This is a genomic window from Kitasatospora sp. NPDC087271 (assembly GCF_044744605.1).
In the GTDB taxonomy this organism is placed as follows: domain Bacteria; phylum Actinomycetota; class Actinomycetes; order Streptomycetales; family Streptomycetaceae; genus Kitasatospora.
In genome coordinates, this window is the sequence record NZ_JBIUYQ010000002.1 from 482,791 (window position 1) to 497,460 (window position 14,670).

Annotated in this window: 12 protein-coding genes and 2 tRNA genes; 7 read left to right on the forward strand and 7 right to left on the reverse strand. The window is 73.3% G+C overall.

Going from position 1 to position 14,670, the window contains the following annotated elements:
* Positions 1 to 6: 6 nt before the first annotated feature.
* Genes purL through purS form a run of 3 tightly spaced genes read right to left on the reverse strand, consistent with a single transcriptional unit; the run spans position 7 to position 3,214 of the window.
* Positions 7 to 2,262 (reverse strand): phosphoribosylformylglycinamidine synthase subunit PurL, encoded by a 2,256-nt coding sequence (purL, locus tag ACIO9K_RS05290; protein WP_363579826.1) that lies wholly within the window; start codon positions 2,260 to 2,262, stop codon positions 7 to 9.
* A complete protein-coding gene (gene purQ / locus ACIO9K_RS05295; protein ID WP_363579827.1) occupies positions 2,262 to 2,963 on the reverse strand; it encodes a phosphoribosylformylglycinamidine synthase subunit PurQ in 702 nt (233 codons plus the stop codon). Before purQ ends, purL begins: the two co-directional genes overlap by 1 nt.
* Positions 2,960 to 3,214, reverse strand: coding sequence for a phosphoribosylformylglycinamidine synthase subunit PurS (purS, locus tag ACIO9K_RS05300; RefSeq protein WP_045692676.1), 255 nt, complete (start codon positions 3,212 to 3,214; stop codon positions 2,960 to 2,962). The genes purQ and purS overlap by 4 nt, the downstream gene beginning before the upstream one ends.
* 468 nt (positions 3,215 to 3,682) lie before the next feature.
* Here purS and ACIO9K_RS05305 point away from each other — a divergent pair, with 468 nt between their 5' ends.
* The 7 genes from ACIO9K_RS05305 (at position 3,683) to ACIO9K_RS05335 (ending at position 8,311) form a co-directional block, all read left to right on the forward strand.
* Entirely contained in the window at positions 3,683 to 4,000 is a 318-nt protein-coding gene (locus ACIO9K_RS05305) for an Lsr2 family protein (RefSeq protein ID WP_063348519.1), read from the forward strand.
* 137 nt (positions 4,001 to 4,137) lie between these two features.
* Positions 4,138 to 4,210 (forward strand) — tRNA-Gly (locus ACIO9K_RS05310).
* Between the two features lie 39 nt (positions 4,211 to 4,249).
* Positions 4,250 to 4,325 (forward strand) — tRNA-Gly (locus ACIO9K_RS05315).
* Positions 4,326 to 4,481: 156 nt separating this feature from the next.
* A complete protein-coding gene (locus ACIO9K_RS05320) occupies positions 4,482 to 5,495 on the forward strand; it encodes an ABC transporter ATP-binding protein (RefSeq protein ID WP_400327212.1) in 1,014 nt (337 codons plus the stop codon).
* Positions 5,492 to 6,325, forward strand: coding sequence for an ABC transporter permease (locus tag ACIO9K_RS05325; RefSeq protein WP_363619437.1), 834 nt, complete (start codon positions 5,492 to 5,494; stop codon positions 6,323 to 6,325). Before ACIO9K_RS05320 ends, ACIO9K_RS05325 begins: the two co-directional genes overlap by 4 nt.
* Before the next feature lie 104 nt (positions 6,326 to 6,429).
* Complete coding sequence (locus ACIO9K_RS05330; RefSeq protein ID WP_400327215.1) at positions 6,430 to 7,662, forward strand: sensor histidine kinase; 1,233 nt, start codon at positions 6,430 to 6,432, stop codon at positions 7,660 to 7,662.
* Positions 7,663 to 7,690: 28 nt separating this feature from the next.
* Positions 7,691 to 8,311: a response regulator transcription factor gene (locus ACIO9K_RS05335; RefSeq protein WP_350876631.1), complete on the forward strand. Its 621-nt coding sequence runs from the start codon at positions 7,691 to 7,693 to the stop codon at positions 8,309 to 8,311.
* A 37-nt stretch (positions 8,312 to 8,348) separates the two neighbouring features.
* Here ACIO9K_RS05335 and ACIO9K_RS05340 read toward each other — a convergent pair whose 3' ends face one another.
* The 4 genes from ACIO9K_RS05340 to purD form a co-directional block, all read right to left on the reverse strand.
* Positions 8,349 to 9,248, reverse strand: coding sequence for a phosphoribosylaminoimidazolesuccinocarboxamide synthase (locus ACIO9K_RS05340; RefSeq protein WP_363579831.1), 900 nt, complete (start codon positions 9,246 to 9,248; stop codon positions 8,349 to 8,351).
* A gap of 73 nt (positions 9,249 to 9,321) precedes the next feature.
* Entirely contained in the window at positions 9,322 to 10,935 is a 1,614-nt protein-coding gene (locus tag ACIO9K_RS05345) for a N,N-dimethylformamidase beta subunit family domain-containing protein (RefSeq protein WP_400327217.1), read from the reverse strand.
* A 219-nt stretch (positions 10,936 to 11,154) separates the two neighbouring features.
* Positions 11,155 to 12,738: a hypothetical protein gene (locus ACIO9K_RS05350; RefSeq protein WP_400327219.1), complete on the reverse strand. Its 1,584-nt coding sequence runs from the start codon at positions 12,736 to 12,738 to the stop codon at positions 11,155 to 11,157.
* A gap of 532 nt (positions 12,739 to 13,270) precedes the next feature.
* Complete coding sequence (gene purD / locus ACIO9K_RS05355; RefSeq protein WP_363579834.1) at positions 13,271 to 14,518, reverse strand: phosphoribosylamine--glycine ligase; 1,248 nt, start codon at positions 14,516 to 14,518, stop codon at positions 13,271 to 13,273.
* Between the last annotated feature and the right edge of the window lie 152 nt (positions 14,519 to 14,670).

Consider the following 14,670-nt stretch of genomic DNA (forward strand, 5'->3'; position numbering starts at 1 on the left):
CGCGGGTCAGGCGAGCAGAGCCTCGATGACGCCGGTGTGGGCGTCCTTCAGCTCGGCCAGCGAGACGGTGAACTGGCCCTGGACGTCCAGGGATTCGCCGTCCACGACACCGATGCGGGTGGCCGGCAGGCCGCGCGCGGTGCACATGTCGTTGAACCGGAGCTCCTCGCTGCGCGGCACCGCCACGACGGCGCGGCCGGCCGACTCGGAGAACAGGAACACGAACGGGTCCGCGCCCTCGGGCACGATGATCCGCGCGCCGTGGCCGCCCTTGAGGCAGCTCTCCACGAGCGCCTGGCCGAGGCCGCCGTCGGAGAGGTCGTGCGCGGCGTCGATCATGCCGTCGCGCGAGGCGGCGATCAGGATGTCGCCGAGCAGCCGCTCGCGCTCCAGGTCGACCTTGGGCGGCAGACCGCCGAGGTGGTCGTGGACCACCTGCGACCAGGCCGAGCCGCCGAGCTCGTCCGCGGTGTCGCCGAGCAGGTAGAGCAGCTGCCCCTCCTCGGCGAAGGCGACCGGGGTGCGCCGGGTGACATCGTCGATGACGCCGAGCACCGCGACCACCGGGGTCGGGTGGATGGCGACCTCGCCGGTCTGGTTGTACAGCGAGACGTTGCCGCCGGTGACCGGGGTGCCGAGCACCAGGCAGGCGTCCGCCAGGCCGCGGGTGGCCTCGGCGAACTGCCACATCACGTCCGGGTCCTCGGGGGAGCCGAAGTTGAGGCAGTCGGAGATCGCGAGCGGCTTGGCGCCGCCGGCCGCGACGTTGCGGTAGGCCTCGGCGAGGGCCAGCTGGGCGCCGGTGTACGGGTCCAGCTTGGTGTAGCGGCCGTTGCCGTCGGTGGCGACCGAGACGCCGAGGTTGGTCTCCTCGTCGATCCGGATCATGCCCGAGTCCTCGCCGACCGAGAGCACGGTGTTGCCGAGCACGTAGCGGTCGTACTGGTCGGTGATCCAGGACTTGGAGGCCTGGTTCGGGGAGCCGGCGACCTTCAGCAGGTCGGCCTTGAGGCCCTCGCCGGTGGTCGGGCGGGCCAGCCGCTCGCCGGTGGGGGCGTCGGCCTGCAGCGCGTCCTGCCAGCTCGGGCGGGCGTACGGGCGCTGGTAGGTCGGGCCCTCGTGGGCGACGGTGCGCGGCGGCACGTCGACGACGAGTTCGCCGTGCCAGAAGATCTCCAGGCGCTCGCCGTCGGTCACCTCACCGATGACGGTGGCGATGACGTCCCACTTCTCGCAGATCTCCAGGAAGCGGTCGACCTTGCCGGGCTCGACGATGGCGCACATGCGCTCCTGCGACTCGCTCATGAGGATCTCCTCGGGCGAGAGCGTGTTGTCGCGCAGCGGCACGGTGTCCAGCTCGACCCGCATGCCGCCGGAGCCGGCGCTCGCCAGCTCCGAGGTCGCGCAGGACAGGCCCGCGCCGCCCAGGTCCTGGATGCCCTTGACGAGCTTCTCCCGGAAGATCTCCAGGGTGCACTCGATCAGGAGCTTCTCCTGGAACGGGTCGCCGACCTGGACGGCCGGACGCTTGGTCGGCTTGGTGTCGTCGAAGGTCTCGGAGGCGAGCACGGAGACGCCGCCGATGCCGTCGCCGCCGGTGCGGGCTCCGTACAGGATGACCTTGTTGCCGGCGCCGGAGGCCTGCGCGAGGTGGATGTCCTCGTGCTTCATGACGCCCACGCACAGCGCGTTGACCAGCGGGTTGCCCTGGTAGCAGGAGTCGAAGACGACCTCGCCGCCGATGTTCGGCAGGCCCAGGCAGTTGCCGTAGCCGCCGATGCCCGCGACGATCCCGGGCAGCACGCGCCGGGTGTCCGGGTGGTCGGCCGCGCCGAACCGCAGCGGGTCCATCACGGCGACCGGGCGGGCGCCCATCGCCAGGATGTCGCGCACGATGCCGCCGATGCCGGTGGCCGCGCCCTGGTAGGGCTCGATGTACGACGGGTGGTTGTGCGACTCGACCTTGAAGGTCACGGCGTAGCCCTGGCCGACGTCGACCACACCGGCGTTCTCGCCGATGCCGACGAGCATCGCGTCCGAGTCGGGCTTCTTGTCGCCGAACTGCTTCAGGTGGACCTTGCTGCTCTTGTACGAACAGTGCTCCGACCACATGACCGAGTACATCGCGAGTTCGGCGCCGGTCGGGCGGCGGCCGAGAATCTCGCGGATGCGCGCGTACTCGTCCTCCTTGAGCCCGAGTTCGGCCCAGGGCTGGGCGACGTCCGGCGTCTGCTCGGCGTTCTTGACGGTGTCGAGGCTCATCAGGCGTTCACCAGCTGCTTCAGGACGGAAGTGAAGAAGCCCAGGCCCTCGACGGTCGGACCGGTGAGCGGCTCCACGGCGTGCTCCGGGTGCGGCATCAGGCCGACGACATTGCCGGCGGCGTTGGTGATGCCTGCGATGTCGCGGTACGAACCGTTCGGGTTACCGCATCCGTCGGCGGCATCGCCGCGGGCCACGTAACGGGCCACCACCCGGCCCTCCGCCTCCAGTTGGTCCAGGACGCGCTCCTCGGCGACGAACCGGCCCTCGCCGTTCTTCAGCGGAACGACGATTTCCTGGCCCGCCGAGTAATCCCGGGTCCAGGCGGTACCGGTGTTCTCGATGCGCAGCTTCTGGTCGCGGCAGACGAAGTGCAGCGAGTCGTTGCGGGTGAGCGCGCCGGGCAGCAGGTGCGATTCGCAGAGCACCTGGAAGCCGTTGCAGATACCGAGGACCGGCATTCCCAGCTTCGCCTGCTCGATGACGGTGTCCATCACGGGCGAGAAGCGGGAGATCGCGCCGCAGCGCAGATAGTCGCCGTAACTGAATCCGCCCGGCAGGACGACGGCGTCGACCTGGTGGAGATCCTTGTCACGGTGCCAGAGCGCGACCGGCTCGGCGCCGGCCAGGCGGACCGCGCGCTGGGCGTCACGGTCGTCGAGGGAGCCGGGGAAAGTGACGACGCCGACGCGGGTGGTCACTTCGCCGCCTCCTCGACGCGGACGGTGAAGTCCTCGATCACGGTGTTGGCGAGAAAGGTCTCGGCGGCTTCGCGGATACGGGCGAGCGCGGCGTCGTCGACCGGGCCCTCCACTTCCAGCTCGAAACGCTTGCCCTGGCGGACGTCGGCGATCCCGGTGAATCCGAGACGGGGCAGTGCACGCTGCACCGCCTGGCCCTGGGGGTCGAGGATCTCCGGCTTGAGCATGACGTCGACTACGACGCGTGCCACTGGCACTCCCGGTGGTGTCTTCGGTGAGGCGGGGGAACTCCAGACTACCGGGGGTTTCGGGCGGGATTGCTGGCCGGGGCAGGCGACGCGCGTAGACCCGAGACCCTTACGCGGCAAGGGATCCAAGCCCGTGAACCCCCGGCGGGGCCGCGCGGTTTCCACGGATTCGACCCCCGGAACGAGAACACCCGAAGAACACCCGAATACGGCACTCCGGGACAGATCGACCCGTCCCGCACTCCGGTATCCGGCACTCCGGCGAAGACACGTGAATATCCGGAAAAGAATGCCGGACTCTTCGATTTCGACCCCCTTCGGGTGCAGAATAGGGCCACCTGTCGCGGCAAGTGCTGCGTATCCGGCGGGCCACCAGGCCTGCCCGTATGCGCTTGCGCGAGTGGGTGCACATCAGGCCCCCGGACGCACCCCGCGGACCGGCGGCCGAATTGCCCGAGAGGATTGACACCCATGGCTCAGCGTGTAGTTGTCACGCTCTCCGACGACCTGGACGGCGGCGCCGCGGCGGAAACCGTCCACTTCGGCGTCGACGGGAAGTCGTACGAGATCGACCTGTCCGTGGACAACGCGGAAAAGCTGCGGGAGGCCCTCGCTCCGTTCGTCGCGGCCGGCCGCCGCCAGAGCCGCACCGGAAAGTCCTTCCGCCGCACCGCGCTCACCCCGGACCCGGCCGCGGTGCGCGCCTGGGCCCTGTCGCGCGGCATGGAGCTGCCGGCCCGCGGACGCATCCCCAAGCACGTGTACGAGCAGTTCGCCGAGGCGAACTGACCGCCCCGGGCACCCCGGTCGCCCCGCCCGCCTGGACCGAAAGGGTGGGGCGACCACCCCGAACGATGCTGTAGAGTAATCCTCGTCGCCGCAACGGAGAGATCCGGAGAGGCGGCGGGTGCCCCACCAGGCACCGTGCGGACGTGGCTCAGTTGGTAGAGCATCACCTTGCCAAGGTGAGGGTCGCGAGTTCGAATCTCGTCGTCCGCTCGCAGTGCGCGAGCACAGCACAACTCCATAGCTAGACCTGCGGACGTGGCTCAGTTGGTAGAGCATCACCTTGCCAAGGTGAGGGTCGCGAGTTCGAATCTCGTCGTCCGCTCCAGAACGAAAGGCCCCCTCATCGAGGGGGCCTTTCGGCATTCCCGCTCCACGCCGATCCCGGCCCATGACATTTGTCATCGCCGACCCGTGGATCTCCACCGCCGGCTCATGACGGCGCGCACTGCCCGCCCGGCCGGGGAGGCGGAAGGCTTGAGCCATGGAAACGAGCCAGCCCCTCCGCCCCGGCGACAGCGTGATCGAGGTCACCGACCTGCACCGCCACTACGGCACCGGCACCACCGGCTACCACGCCGTCCGCGGCGTCGACCTGACCGTCGGCCGCGGTGAGCTGTTCGCCCTGCTCGGCACCAACGGGGCGGGCAAGACCTCCGCCATGGAGCTCATCGAGGGCCTGGCCGCCCCCACCGGCGGCACCGTCCGGGTGCTCGGCCACGACCCCCACCGGGAGCGCGCCGCCGTCCGCCCGCGGATCGGCATCATGCTCCAGGAGGGCGGCTTCCCCGGCGACCTCACCATCGCCGAGACCGGCCGCAGCTGGGCCGGCATGACCAGCGGCGCCCGCCCGGTCGACGAGGCCCTGGAGCTGGTCGGCCTCGGCCACCGCCGCGACGTCCGGGTCAAGCAGCTGTCCGGCGGCGAGCGGCGCCGGCTCGACCTCGCGATGGCCCTGCTCGGCCGCCCCGAGGTGCTCTTCCTGGACGAGCCCAGCACCGGCCTCGACCCCGAGGCGCGCGCCGCCGTCTGGCGGCTGGTCCGCGAGCTTCGCGCCCAGGGCACCACCGTGCTGCTCACCACGCACTACCTGGAGGAGGCCGAGGAGCTCGCCGACCGGCTGGCCATCATGCACGGCGGCCGGGTCGTCACCACCGGAACCGTCGCCGAGGTGATCGCCGGCCGGCCCTCCCGGATCAGCTTCGAGCTCCCCGAGTTCACCGGGACGGCGCTGCCGGTCCTCGCCGGGGCCGAGATCACCGTCGACGGCCGCAAGGTCACCGTGCAGACCGGCGGCCTCCAGAGCACCCTCTTCGAACTGCTCGGCTGGGCCCAGCAGCACGGGATCGCGCTCGGCTCCCTGGACGCCCGCAGCGCCTCGCTGGAGGAGGCCTTCCTCGCCATCGCCTCCGAGGCCGCCCACCAGGCCCCGCCCCGGTCGCCCGCCGCCCCCACCGCCCGCACCGCCCGCCGCCGCCTGATCGGATCCGCCCGATGACCACCGCCACCGCCGCCAAGACCGCCGCCGGCCCGCAGAGCACCACCGCCCGCCGGCTGCTCTCCCTCGGCCGCGCCGAGGCCACCCTGCTGCTGCGCAACCGGGCCGCCCTGTTCACCGCACTGCTGCTGCCGCTGCTGCTGATCGCCGGCCGGCGCAACATGCTCAAGCAGCAGGCCGAGTCCCACCCCGGACTGGACGTCGACACGCTGCTGATCACCGGCACCATCGGCGGCGTCCTCGCCTTCGTCGTCTACTACAACCTGACCGCCGCGTACGTCGCCCGCCGCAACGAGCTGGTGCTCAAGCGGCTGCGCACCGGCGAGGCCCGGGACATCGAGATCCTGGCCGGCACGGCGGTGCCCTCGGTGAGCCTCGCCCTGATGATGTGCGCCGTGGTCGGCGTCGGCGCCGCCGCCCTCCTCAAGCTCAGCACGCCGGTGAACCCGCTGCTGCTGGCCGTCGGGCTGGTCCTGAGCATCGCCGTCTTCATCGCACTGGCCGCCGTCTCCAGCGCCTTCACCAAGACCGTCGAGACCGCCGGCATCACCACCCTCCCGGTGCTGCTGGTCTCCCAGTTCGGCTCCGGCCTGCTCATCCCGCTGGAGATCATGCCCCCCGGGCTGGCCGACTTCTGCCGCCTGCTGCCCACCACCCCGGCCTTCCAGCTGATCCGGATCGGCTGGACCGGCAGCGACGGCTCGGCCGCCGCCACCGGCTTCGCCGGCACCTGGTCCACCGCCGCCCCGCACCTGGTGACCGGCGCCGTCTGGCTCGGCCTGGCGGTCTGGGGCGCGGTGCGCTACTTCCGCTGGGAGTCGCGCCGCTGACGCCCCCGGCGGGCACCCTCTCCGGAAGTGCGAAGGTCAGACCCCCATTCCGCCTCTGATATGAAGGTAGCGACACGATCTTGATCGAAACGGGGAGCGATTCGATGGCCGTCCAGGGGCCGGTCCGCAGATGGAAGGGCTTCGGCAAGCCCCAACGCGCCGAGCTGTACTTCCGCTGGTCGCTCTACATGGTGGCCTGGTGCATCGTTCCGGTGAACCTGGTGCTCAGCGCCGCCTCCGTCACGAACATCGACCGGTCGATCGACGCCGTCCGGGTCACCGTGGTCGTCTCGCTCGCCTCCACCCTGCTCTGCCTCCGGGCGTTCCGCACCTCGCTCGACCACTACCTGCACCGCCCCACCGAGCACCTGCGCTGGCTGATCGTCAACAGCGCACTCTCGGTGGCCGGTTCCTGGGCCGTCCTGCTGCTGGGCCCGTCCTCCGCCGAACCCGGGCAGCCCGGAGGGACGCCGTTCACCGCGGCGATCGCCATCGCCATGCTGTGCGCCGCCATCGGCCCGATCAGCGTGGGCCTGCCCCTGCGCCAGGTCTTCGCCGCCGGACTCGGCCTGATCCTGCTGATCGCCCCGGCGATGCTGCTGGCCGGGATGAGCCCCGCCACCACGGCCGGACTGGCGGTCGGGGCGGCGATCAGCCTGACCTTCCTCGTCGGCACCTGCCGCAGCTTCGCCTGGGTGACCGCGATCATCTGGGAACTGGAGACCGCCCGCGAGGCCCAGTCCCGGCTGGCCGTCGCCGAGGAGCGGCTGCGGTTCTCCCGCGACCTGCACGACGTGATGGGCCGCAACCTCACCACCATCGCGCTCAAGAGCGAACTCGCCGTCCAGTTCGCCCGCCGCGGGCGCCCGGAGGCCGCCGACCAGATGGCCGAGGTGCAGCGGATCGCCCAGGAGTCGCAACGCGAGGTCCGGGACGTCATCCGCGGCTACCGCACCGCCGACCTGCACGCCGAGGCGATCGGCGCCCGCGCGGTGCTGCGCAGCGCCGACGTCGCCTGCGAGATCGACCTCGGCGAGAACGCCGACCAACTGCCGCCGCCGATCCAGTCGGTGCTCGGCTGGGTGATCCGCGAGGCCACCACCAACGTGCTGCGGCACAGCGAGGCCGCCCACTGCCTGATCCGGCTGAACCTCCAGGACGGCCGCGCCGTCCTGGAGCTGGAGAATGACGGGGTGCCCGCCGTCCCGCTCCCCTCGCTGGGCGGCGGCACCGGACTGCGCGGCCTGCGCGAACGGCTGGCCGCCCACGACGGCGAGCTGACCATCCCCGAGGCCGCCCAGGGCACCTTCCGGATGCTCGCCGCCGTCCCGCTCTGACCCGCACCCACCGACGGAGGACCGCCCGATGACCGACCCCGCACCCGTGCGCGTCCTGCTCGCCGACGACGAGCACCTGATCCGGGGCGCGCTGGCCGCGCTGCTCTCCCTGGAGGAGGACATCACCGTGGTCGCCGAGGCCGGCTCCGGCCCGGAGGCGCTGGCGATGGCGCAGGCCCACCGCCCGGACGTCGCGGTGCTGGACCTCCAGATGCCCGGCAAGGACGGCATCGAGGTGGCCACCGAACTGCGCCGGCTGCTGCCGGACTGCCGCTGCATGATCGTCACCGGCCACGGCCGCCCCGGCTACCTCAAGCGGGCGCTGGAGGTCGGGGTGCGCGGCTTCCTGCCGAAGACCGTCTCGGCGGCCGACCTGGCCGGCATCATCCGGACCGTCCGGGCCGGCGGCCGGTACGTGGACCCGGAGCTGGCCGCGGACGCGATCAGCGCGGGCGAGACCCCGCTCACCCCGCGCGAGACGGACGTCCTGGAGCTGGCCGCCGACGGCACCTCGATCACCGAGATCGCCGAACGGGCGGCGCTGTCCCCCGGCACCGTCCGCAACTACCTGTCCTCGGCGGCCGGGAAGCTGGGCGCCGAGAACCGGCACGCGGCGGTGCGGATCGCCCGCGAGCACGGCTGGATCTAGGTCCCGAACACGGGCACGGCTCGCGGGCGGCCGGGCGTCAGGCCCAGGCGGTGCCGGTCAGCCGCTCGTACACCTCGATGTACTTGGCGCGGGTCTGCTCGACCAGCTCGGCCGGCAGCTCCGGCGGCGGCTGCTCGCTGTAGCGGTCCCAGCCGGAGGCCGGGGAGACCAGCCAGTCGCGGATCAGCTGCTTGTCGAAGGACGGCTGCGAGCGGCCGGGCCGCCACTCGTCGGCCGGCCAGTACCGGGAGGAGTCCGGGGTGAGCACCTCGTCGCCGATCAGCAGCTCGCCGTCCAGCAGGCCGAACTCGAACTTGGTGTCGGCCAGGATGATGCCGCGGTCGCGGGCGATGTCCCGGGCCCGGCCGTAGACGTCCAGGGTGGTGCGGCGCAGCTGGGCGGCCAGGTCGGCGCCGATCCGGCGGGCGGTCTCCTCGTAGGAGACGTTCTCGTCGTGCTCGCCGACCTCGGCCTTGAGCGCCGGGGTGTAGATCGGGGCGGGCAGCTCGGAGCTGTTCTCCAGGCCCTCCGGCAGGGCGATCCCGCAGACCGTGCGGTTCTCCTGGTACTCGGCCAGGCCGGAGCCGGCCAGGTAGCCGCGGGCGACCGCCTCGACCGGGACCATGTCCAGGCTGCGGCAGATCAGCGTGCGGCCCTTCCAGTCGGCGGGGGCGCCGGACGGGACCTCGGTGGAGATCACGTGGTTGGGGACGATGTCGGCGATCCGCTCGAACCACCACAGGGACAGCTGGGTGAGGACGCGACCCTTGTCGGGGATCTCGTTCGGCAGCACCCAGTCGTGGGCGGACATCCGGTCGCTGGCGACCATGACCAGCTCGCCCGACTCGGTCCGGTAGAGGTCGCGCACCTTGCCGGTGTGCAGGTGGACCAGGCCGGGCACCTGGACCGGCTCGGGCTTGGTGACAAATCCGCTCAAGGTGTCTCAGTCCTCAGGGGTCGTTCGCGGGCGTGGGGCGCGCGAAAGGGGAGGTCACTGCCCCCGCAGTCTTTCACGAACCCCCGAGGCCCCGTTTCTGGCCGAGGGCGGCCCCGTTCCGGGTGAGGGAGGCCCGGCCGAAGGAGGCCTCGTTCTTGCCGAGGCGGTCGAGCAGGTTGGCGGTGGCCCGCTGGATCCGCTCGTCGGTGAGGCCGGGGCGGCCCAGTGCGGGCGACCAGGCGAAGGTGCCGGCCGCGAACACGTACGCGCCGCTGGGCGCCCGGTACAGCGAGGTCTCCTGGTAGCGGGTGCGGCCGGCGAGGTCCTGGTACGGCGAGTGTGCGAGCAGCACCCGCTCGGTGTGCTCGGGCAGCGCCACCTTGGGGTAGTAGCGGTCGGCTTCGCCGGCGACCAGGCCGGGCAGTTCGTCGCCCTCCTGCAGGCCGGTGCCGTCCCAGAGCCAGTGCGCGGTGTGCCGGGCGATCAGCGGGACGGGCGCGGCGACCCGGCCCGAGTACTGCAGGCCGAGCACCTGCTGCTCGGGCTCGCCGGCGTCCCGCCACAGCGCGCTGGCCGAACCGGGCGCCCCGGCGGCCGGGCTGCCCGGCTGGACCTTCTGCCGCTTGCGGCAGTTGAGCAGCCGGTTGGGTTCGCCGGAGGCGGCGGCGGTCAGCTCGACCCGCCAGTACATGGTGTTGGCGGACAGGAACACCAGCGAGGTGCCGTCGTCCCTGGCCTGCTCGACGGCCCGGCGCATCGGCTCGGACCAGTACTCGTCGTGGCCCGGGAAGATCAGCGCCCGGTGCCGCCCCGGGTCGACCAGGCCCGCGTGCAGGTCGGTGGCGGTGGCGTAGGAGAGGTCGTAGCCGTAGCGCTCGGCCCAGCGGATGAAGTCGTACGCGTGGCCGACGTGCAGCGGCAGCCCGGCGGTGGCGTGCGGGCGGTCGAAGGAGACCGTGACGGCCGCCTCCGGCTCGCCGACCAGGCCGCCCCGGCCGTCCCAGGCGTGGTAGAGGCTGGCGCCGCTGCGGCCGTCCTCGGGGAACAGGTTGTAGGCCTGCCAGGTCACGTCCGGGACCACCAGGAGCAGTTCGGCGGCGTGCTCCCGGTCCTCGAAGTCCCGGACGGTGAACGGGATGTGGCTGCGGTGCAGCATGTCCGCGGTGGTCAGCACGGCGACGTACGCGCCGGGCTTCCAGTGCACCGGGATCTGCAACCGCCAGGAGTGCCACCAGTGGTGGCAGGAGACCGTCCGCTCGACCACCAGCGGGGCGGGCTGGGCCAGCCCGGCGATCAGCGGGCTGGACGTCATGTGGCGGGCGCCGTCGCCGCCGTAGTGGCCGATCCGCCAGACGTCCACGGTGAACTCGCGGGGCGGGTTGACGGTGACCCGGAAGTCCACCGAACCGCCGGGGCGGATCACCCCGGCCGAGGCGAAGCCCTTGATCTGCTGGTCCACGTCGTTGGCGCTCTGCGGGGTGCCGACCGGCGGCTTGGGCCGGGCGCCGGCCGCCAGCGGCCGCTGGCCGGGCGCGTCCACCGAGACGTACCAGGGGACGGCGCCCTCGGCGCCGGCCAGGTACTGGTCCGGGCTGCGCAGCCAGGGCAGTGGGCCCTGGCCGAAGGGGTCGGAGACGCTGTAAGCGTGCGTTCCGGACTCCCAGCGGCGGTTGAGTTCCGTGCCCACGCGCCCCTCCCAGGTGCACTTCCGCCCGGTTGGCACGTGCCCCCCGGATGTGCGTGCGGTCTAATACACCACAGAGTGCTGGCGCTCCGTCACCCTGCGGTCGCAATTGGTGCCGGGAATCTCACGCCCTCCCCCGGCCGGGCCTCCGGCCTGCGGAGACGGCCGCCCGCCGGTCGGTTTGGGGGCGCGCGCCGAAGCACCGAGCGCCGCCTGTCCGGCTCACAACCGGACGGGTTTCTCCAGACGCACGTCGGCGGCGTCCAGCCAGGACCGCAGCGGGCCGTCCTGGCCCTGTTCGACGGCCTGGGCGACCGGCCCGGCCAGGTCGGTGCGGCGGATCCCGCCCAGCAGCAGCACCGGACCGTCCAGCCAGTCCAGGCCGGGCGCGCCGCCCGCGGTGTCGACGGCGGCGCAGCAGACCATCGCGGTGACGTGGTCGACCAGCAGGTCACGGCCGCTGCGGGCGGTTTCGAGCAGCGGGGCCGGGGCGGTGGTGCGGGCCAGCTGGGCGGCCAGCGCGGCGGCCAACTGCTCCCCCTCGCCCTCGGCGAGCCGGACCAGCAGCCGGGTGAGCGTCGGGGAGCCGGGGCGGGCCTGGGGGGCGAGCCGGTCCAGGGCGGTCTGGAGGGCGGCGGCGCGGGCCCGCCAGCCGGCGTCCACCACGTCGGCCGGGTAGTCGGTCCACTCCAGCTCGTGCCAGCCTCCGGCGGCCGGGCTGCCGAAGAACAGCTCGGCGGCGAGCCGGGAGACCGCCCGGTCGACGGTGCCGGGCTCCTCCAGCAGGTCGCAGGCGGGGCGGTCGCCGAGCCGGGTGCCGTAGCCGTCGGCCAGGCGGTCGCGCCGGGACAGCTCGGTGAGGGCGGAGACGACGCCGGCGTTGAGGTGGGCGGGGTGGCGGCCGAGCCGCCAGGCGGGCAGCGCGACCCGGGTGAGCAGCCGGTCCCAGCCCGCGTAGGCCAGGCCGACCTGCTCCTGGGCGGCGATCCGCAGGCCGTAGTCGACCGTCCTGGCCTGCTCGGAGGCCCAGCTCGCCACGGAGCGCTCCAACTCGGCGGCGTGGCCTCGGCAGGCGCCGAGCAGTCGGCGGGTGATCCCGCGGGTGATCCGCTCGGCGAGCGCGGCCGGACCGCGGCGGGGCGGCCGGGGCGGGCCCGCCAGGGTGCCGCCGCCGAGGCCGGGGGCGGCACCCTCGCCGGAGTCCAGGCTGGCGTCCAGGCTGCGCAGGAAGCGGCGGGCGGCGGCGATCTCCGGGTCGGCGGAGGCGGCGGTGCCGGCCACCACGGGGGCGAGCAGGGCGCGCAGTTCGCCGGCCCGCATCCACCACAGGAACGGCGAGCCGATCACCAGGACCGGGCCCGGCGGCTCGGGGTGCGCCCGGAACGGGCGGGCCCGCCGCACCGGGGGCACGTCCTCCAGCCAGCTGTCGCAGTCCGGGGTGAGGGCCACGGTGGAGGGCGCGGGCACGTCCAGCCGGTCGGCGAGTTCGTCGATCAGCCGGTACAGCTCGGGTGCCTCGGCGCGTTCCAGCGGAACGGCCGGGGTCCGGGGCGGGACGGCCCGGTGGTAGGCGCGGGCGGTCAGCCCGGCCACCAGGAGCGTCAGCGCGGCCACCGCGCAGACCGCCCAGCGGGCGGCGTCCCACCCGGCGGCGTCGGAGGAGCCGGGTGCGCCGATCCGCCCGGTGAACCGGCCCGCGAGCAGGACCACCGCGACGGCGGCGGGCATGGCGGCGGCGGCCAGGGCGAGACCACGGACCCGCAGGACCGCCTGGGCGTGAGCGCGCGCGGTGTCGACTGCGGCCATACGGTGCGGCACCCCCTTCGGAGCCCTCGGGCGCCCGGCGACGGGCCCTGAGCCGACTCGAAACGATCAGTTCTGACCGGGAAGCGGAGGCGTCCGATCCCCGGTAGTGCATGCTGTGTGGCGCTTCTGCCATGTTCGACGCACCGGCCCGAGTGGGTGTTCCGGATCGCCCCGGTTTCCACTCGTCCCGGTGACACCGCCCGGATTCCGGACGGTCACGACCGGTCCGGTGCGAAGCACCCGGGCACCCGCCCGGCCGGACGCCGTCCAGCATCCCCCCGTGGGAACACCGCTACCCGGCGGCGACCCCGGCGCACGGCCACGTCGCACTGCGATCCAGCGCACCATAAGGCCGGGCGCCCGGCTACGTCAGCCGGATGCGGGTGCTGTCACCCGATGGGCTGGAATCCGGCCGCCGAACGGTGCGCCGGCCCCCGGAGTCACTCCCGCCCCGGAAACGCCGCAGGGCGCTGCGTCCATGGGGGGAAATCCCACGGTGCGCGGCGCCCTGCGGGCGGAGGCGGGGCAGGCCCTACTCGGTGGCTGCCTTCAGGGCGATGTCGGTGCGGTGCTGGCCGCCCTTGAGGGCGATCCGGTCCACGGCGGCGTACGCGCGGTCGCGCGCCTCCACCAGGTCGGCGCCGGTCGCGGTGACCGACAGGACGCGGCCGCCGGCGCTCAGCACCCGGCCGTCCTCGTCGGCCCTGGTACCGGCGTGCAGGACGAACGCGGTGCCGTCGGCCTCGGCCTCGGCCAGGCCCTCGATCGGGTCACCGGTGCGCGGCGCGGCCGGGTAGCCCTCGGAGGCGACGACCACGGTGACGGCCGCGCCCTCGTCCCAGCGCAGCGGCTCCAGCTGGTCCAGGGTGCCGGTGGCGGCGGCCAGCAGGACGGCGGCCAGCGGGGTGCGCAGCCGGGCCAGCACGACCTGGGTCTCCGGGTCGCCGAAGCGGGCGTTGAACTCGATCACCCGGGTACCGCGCGAGGTGAGCGCGAGGCCCGCGTACAGCAGGCCGGAGAACTCGGTGCCCCGGCGGCGCAGCTCGTCGACGGTCGGCTGCAGGACGCTCCGCTGGACCTCCTCGACCAGCCCGGCGGGCGCCCACGGCAGCGGCGAGTAGGCACCCATGCCACCGGTGTTGGGGCCCTCGTCGCCGTCCAGCGCGCGCTTGAAGTCCTGCGCGGGCTGGAGCGGGACGACGGTGGTGCCGTCGGTGATCGCGAACAGCGACACCTCGGGGCCGTCCAGGTACTCCTCGATGACCACGCGCTCGCAGGAGGCGGCGTGCGCCAGCGCGGCCGCGCGGTCGGAGGTGACCACCACGCCCTTGCCGGCGGCCAGGCCGTCGTCCTTGACCACGTACGGCGCGCCGAAGGCGTCCAGCGCCTCGGCGGCCTCGGCCGGGGTGGTGCAGACGTAGGAGCGGGCGGTGGGCACGCCGGCCCCGGCCATCACGTCCTTGGCGAAGGCCTTGGAGCCTTCCAGTCGGGCGGCTTCGGCGGACGGGCCGAACACCGGGATGCCGGCCGCGCGCACGGCGTCGGAGACGCCCGCGACCAGCGGGGCCTCCGGGCCGACGACGACCAGGGCGGCGCCGAGCCGCACGGCCAGGTCGGCGACCTGCGCGCCGTTCAGCTGGTCGACCGGGTGGACCGTCGCCACCTGTGCGATCCCGGCGTTGCCCGGGGCACAGTGCAGCTCGGAGACGGCGGGATCTTGGGACAGAGAGCGGCACAGGGCGTGTTCGCGGGCGCCGCCGCCGATGACGAGGACCTTCACGCTTGGCAAGGGTAGTCGGTGGCCAGTTCCGGCCGCTCTCCGGTCCCGTCCGATCCTCCAGTCGGGGCGGTCCGTACGCCGAGGATGTCGGAGAAACCTCCAACTCGGACCGGCTCGGTGCGCACCGGGTGCCCGAGTCAGGACGGCGGGTC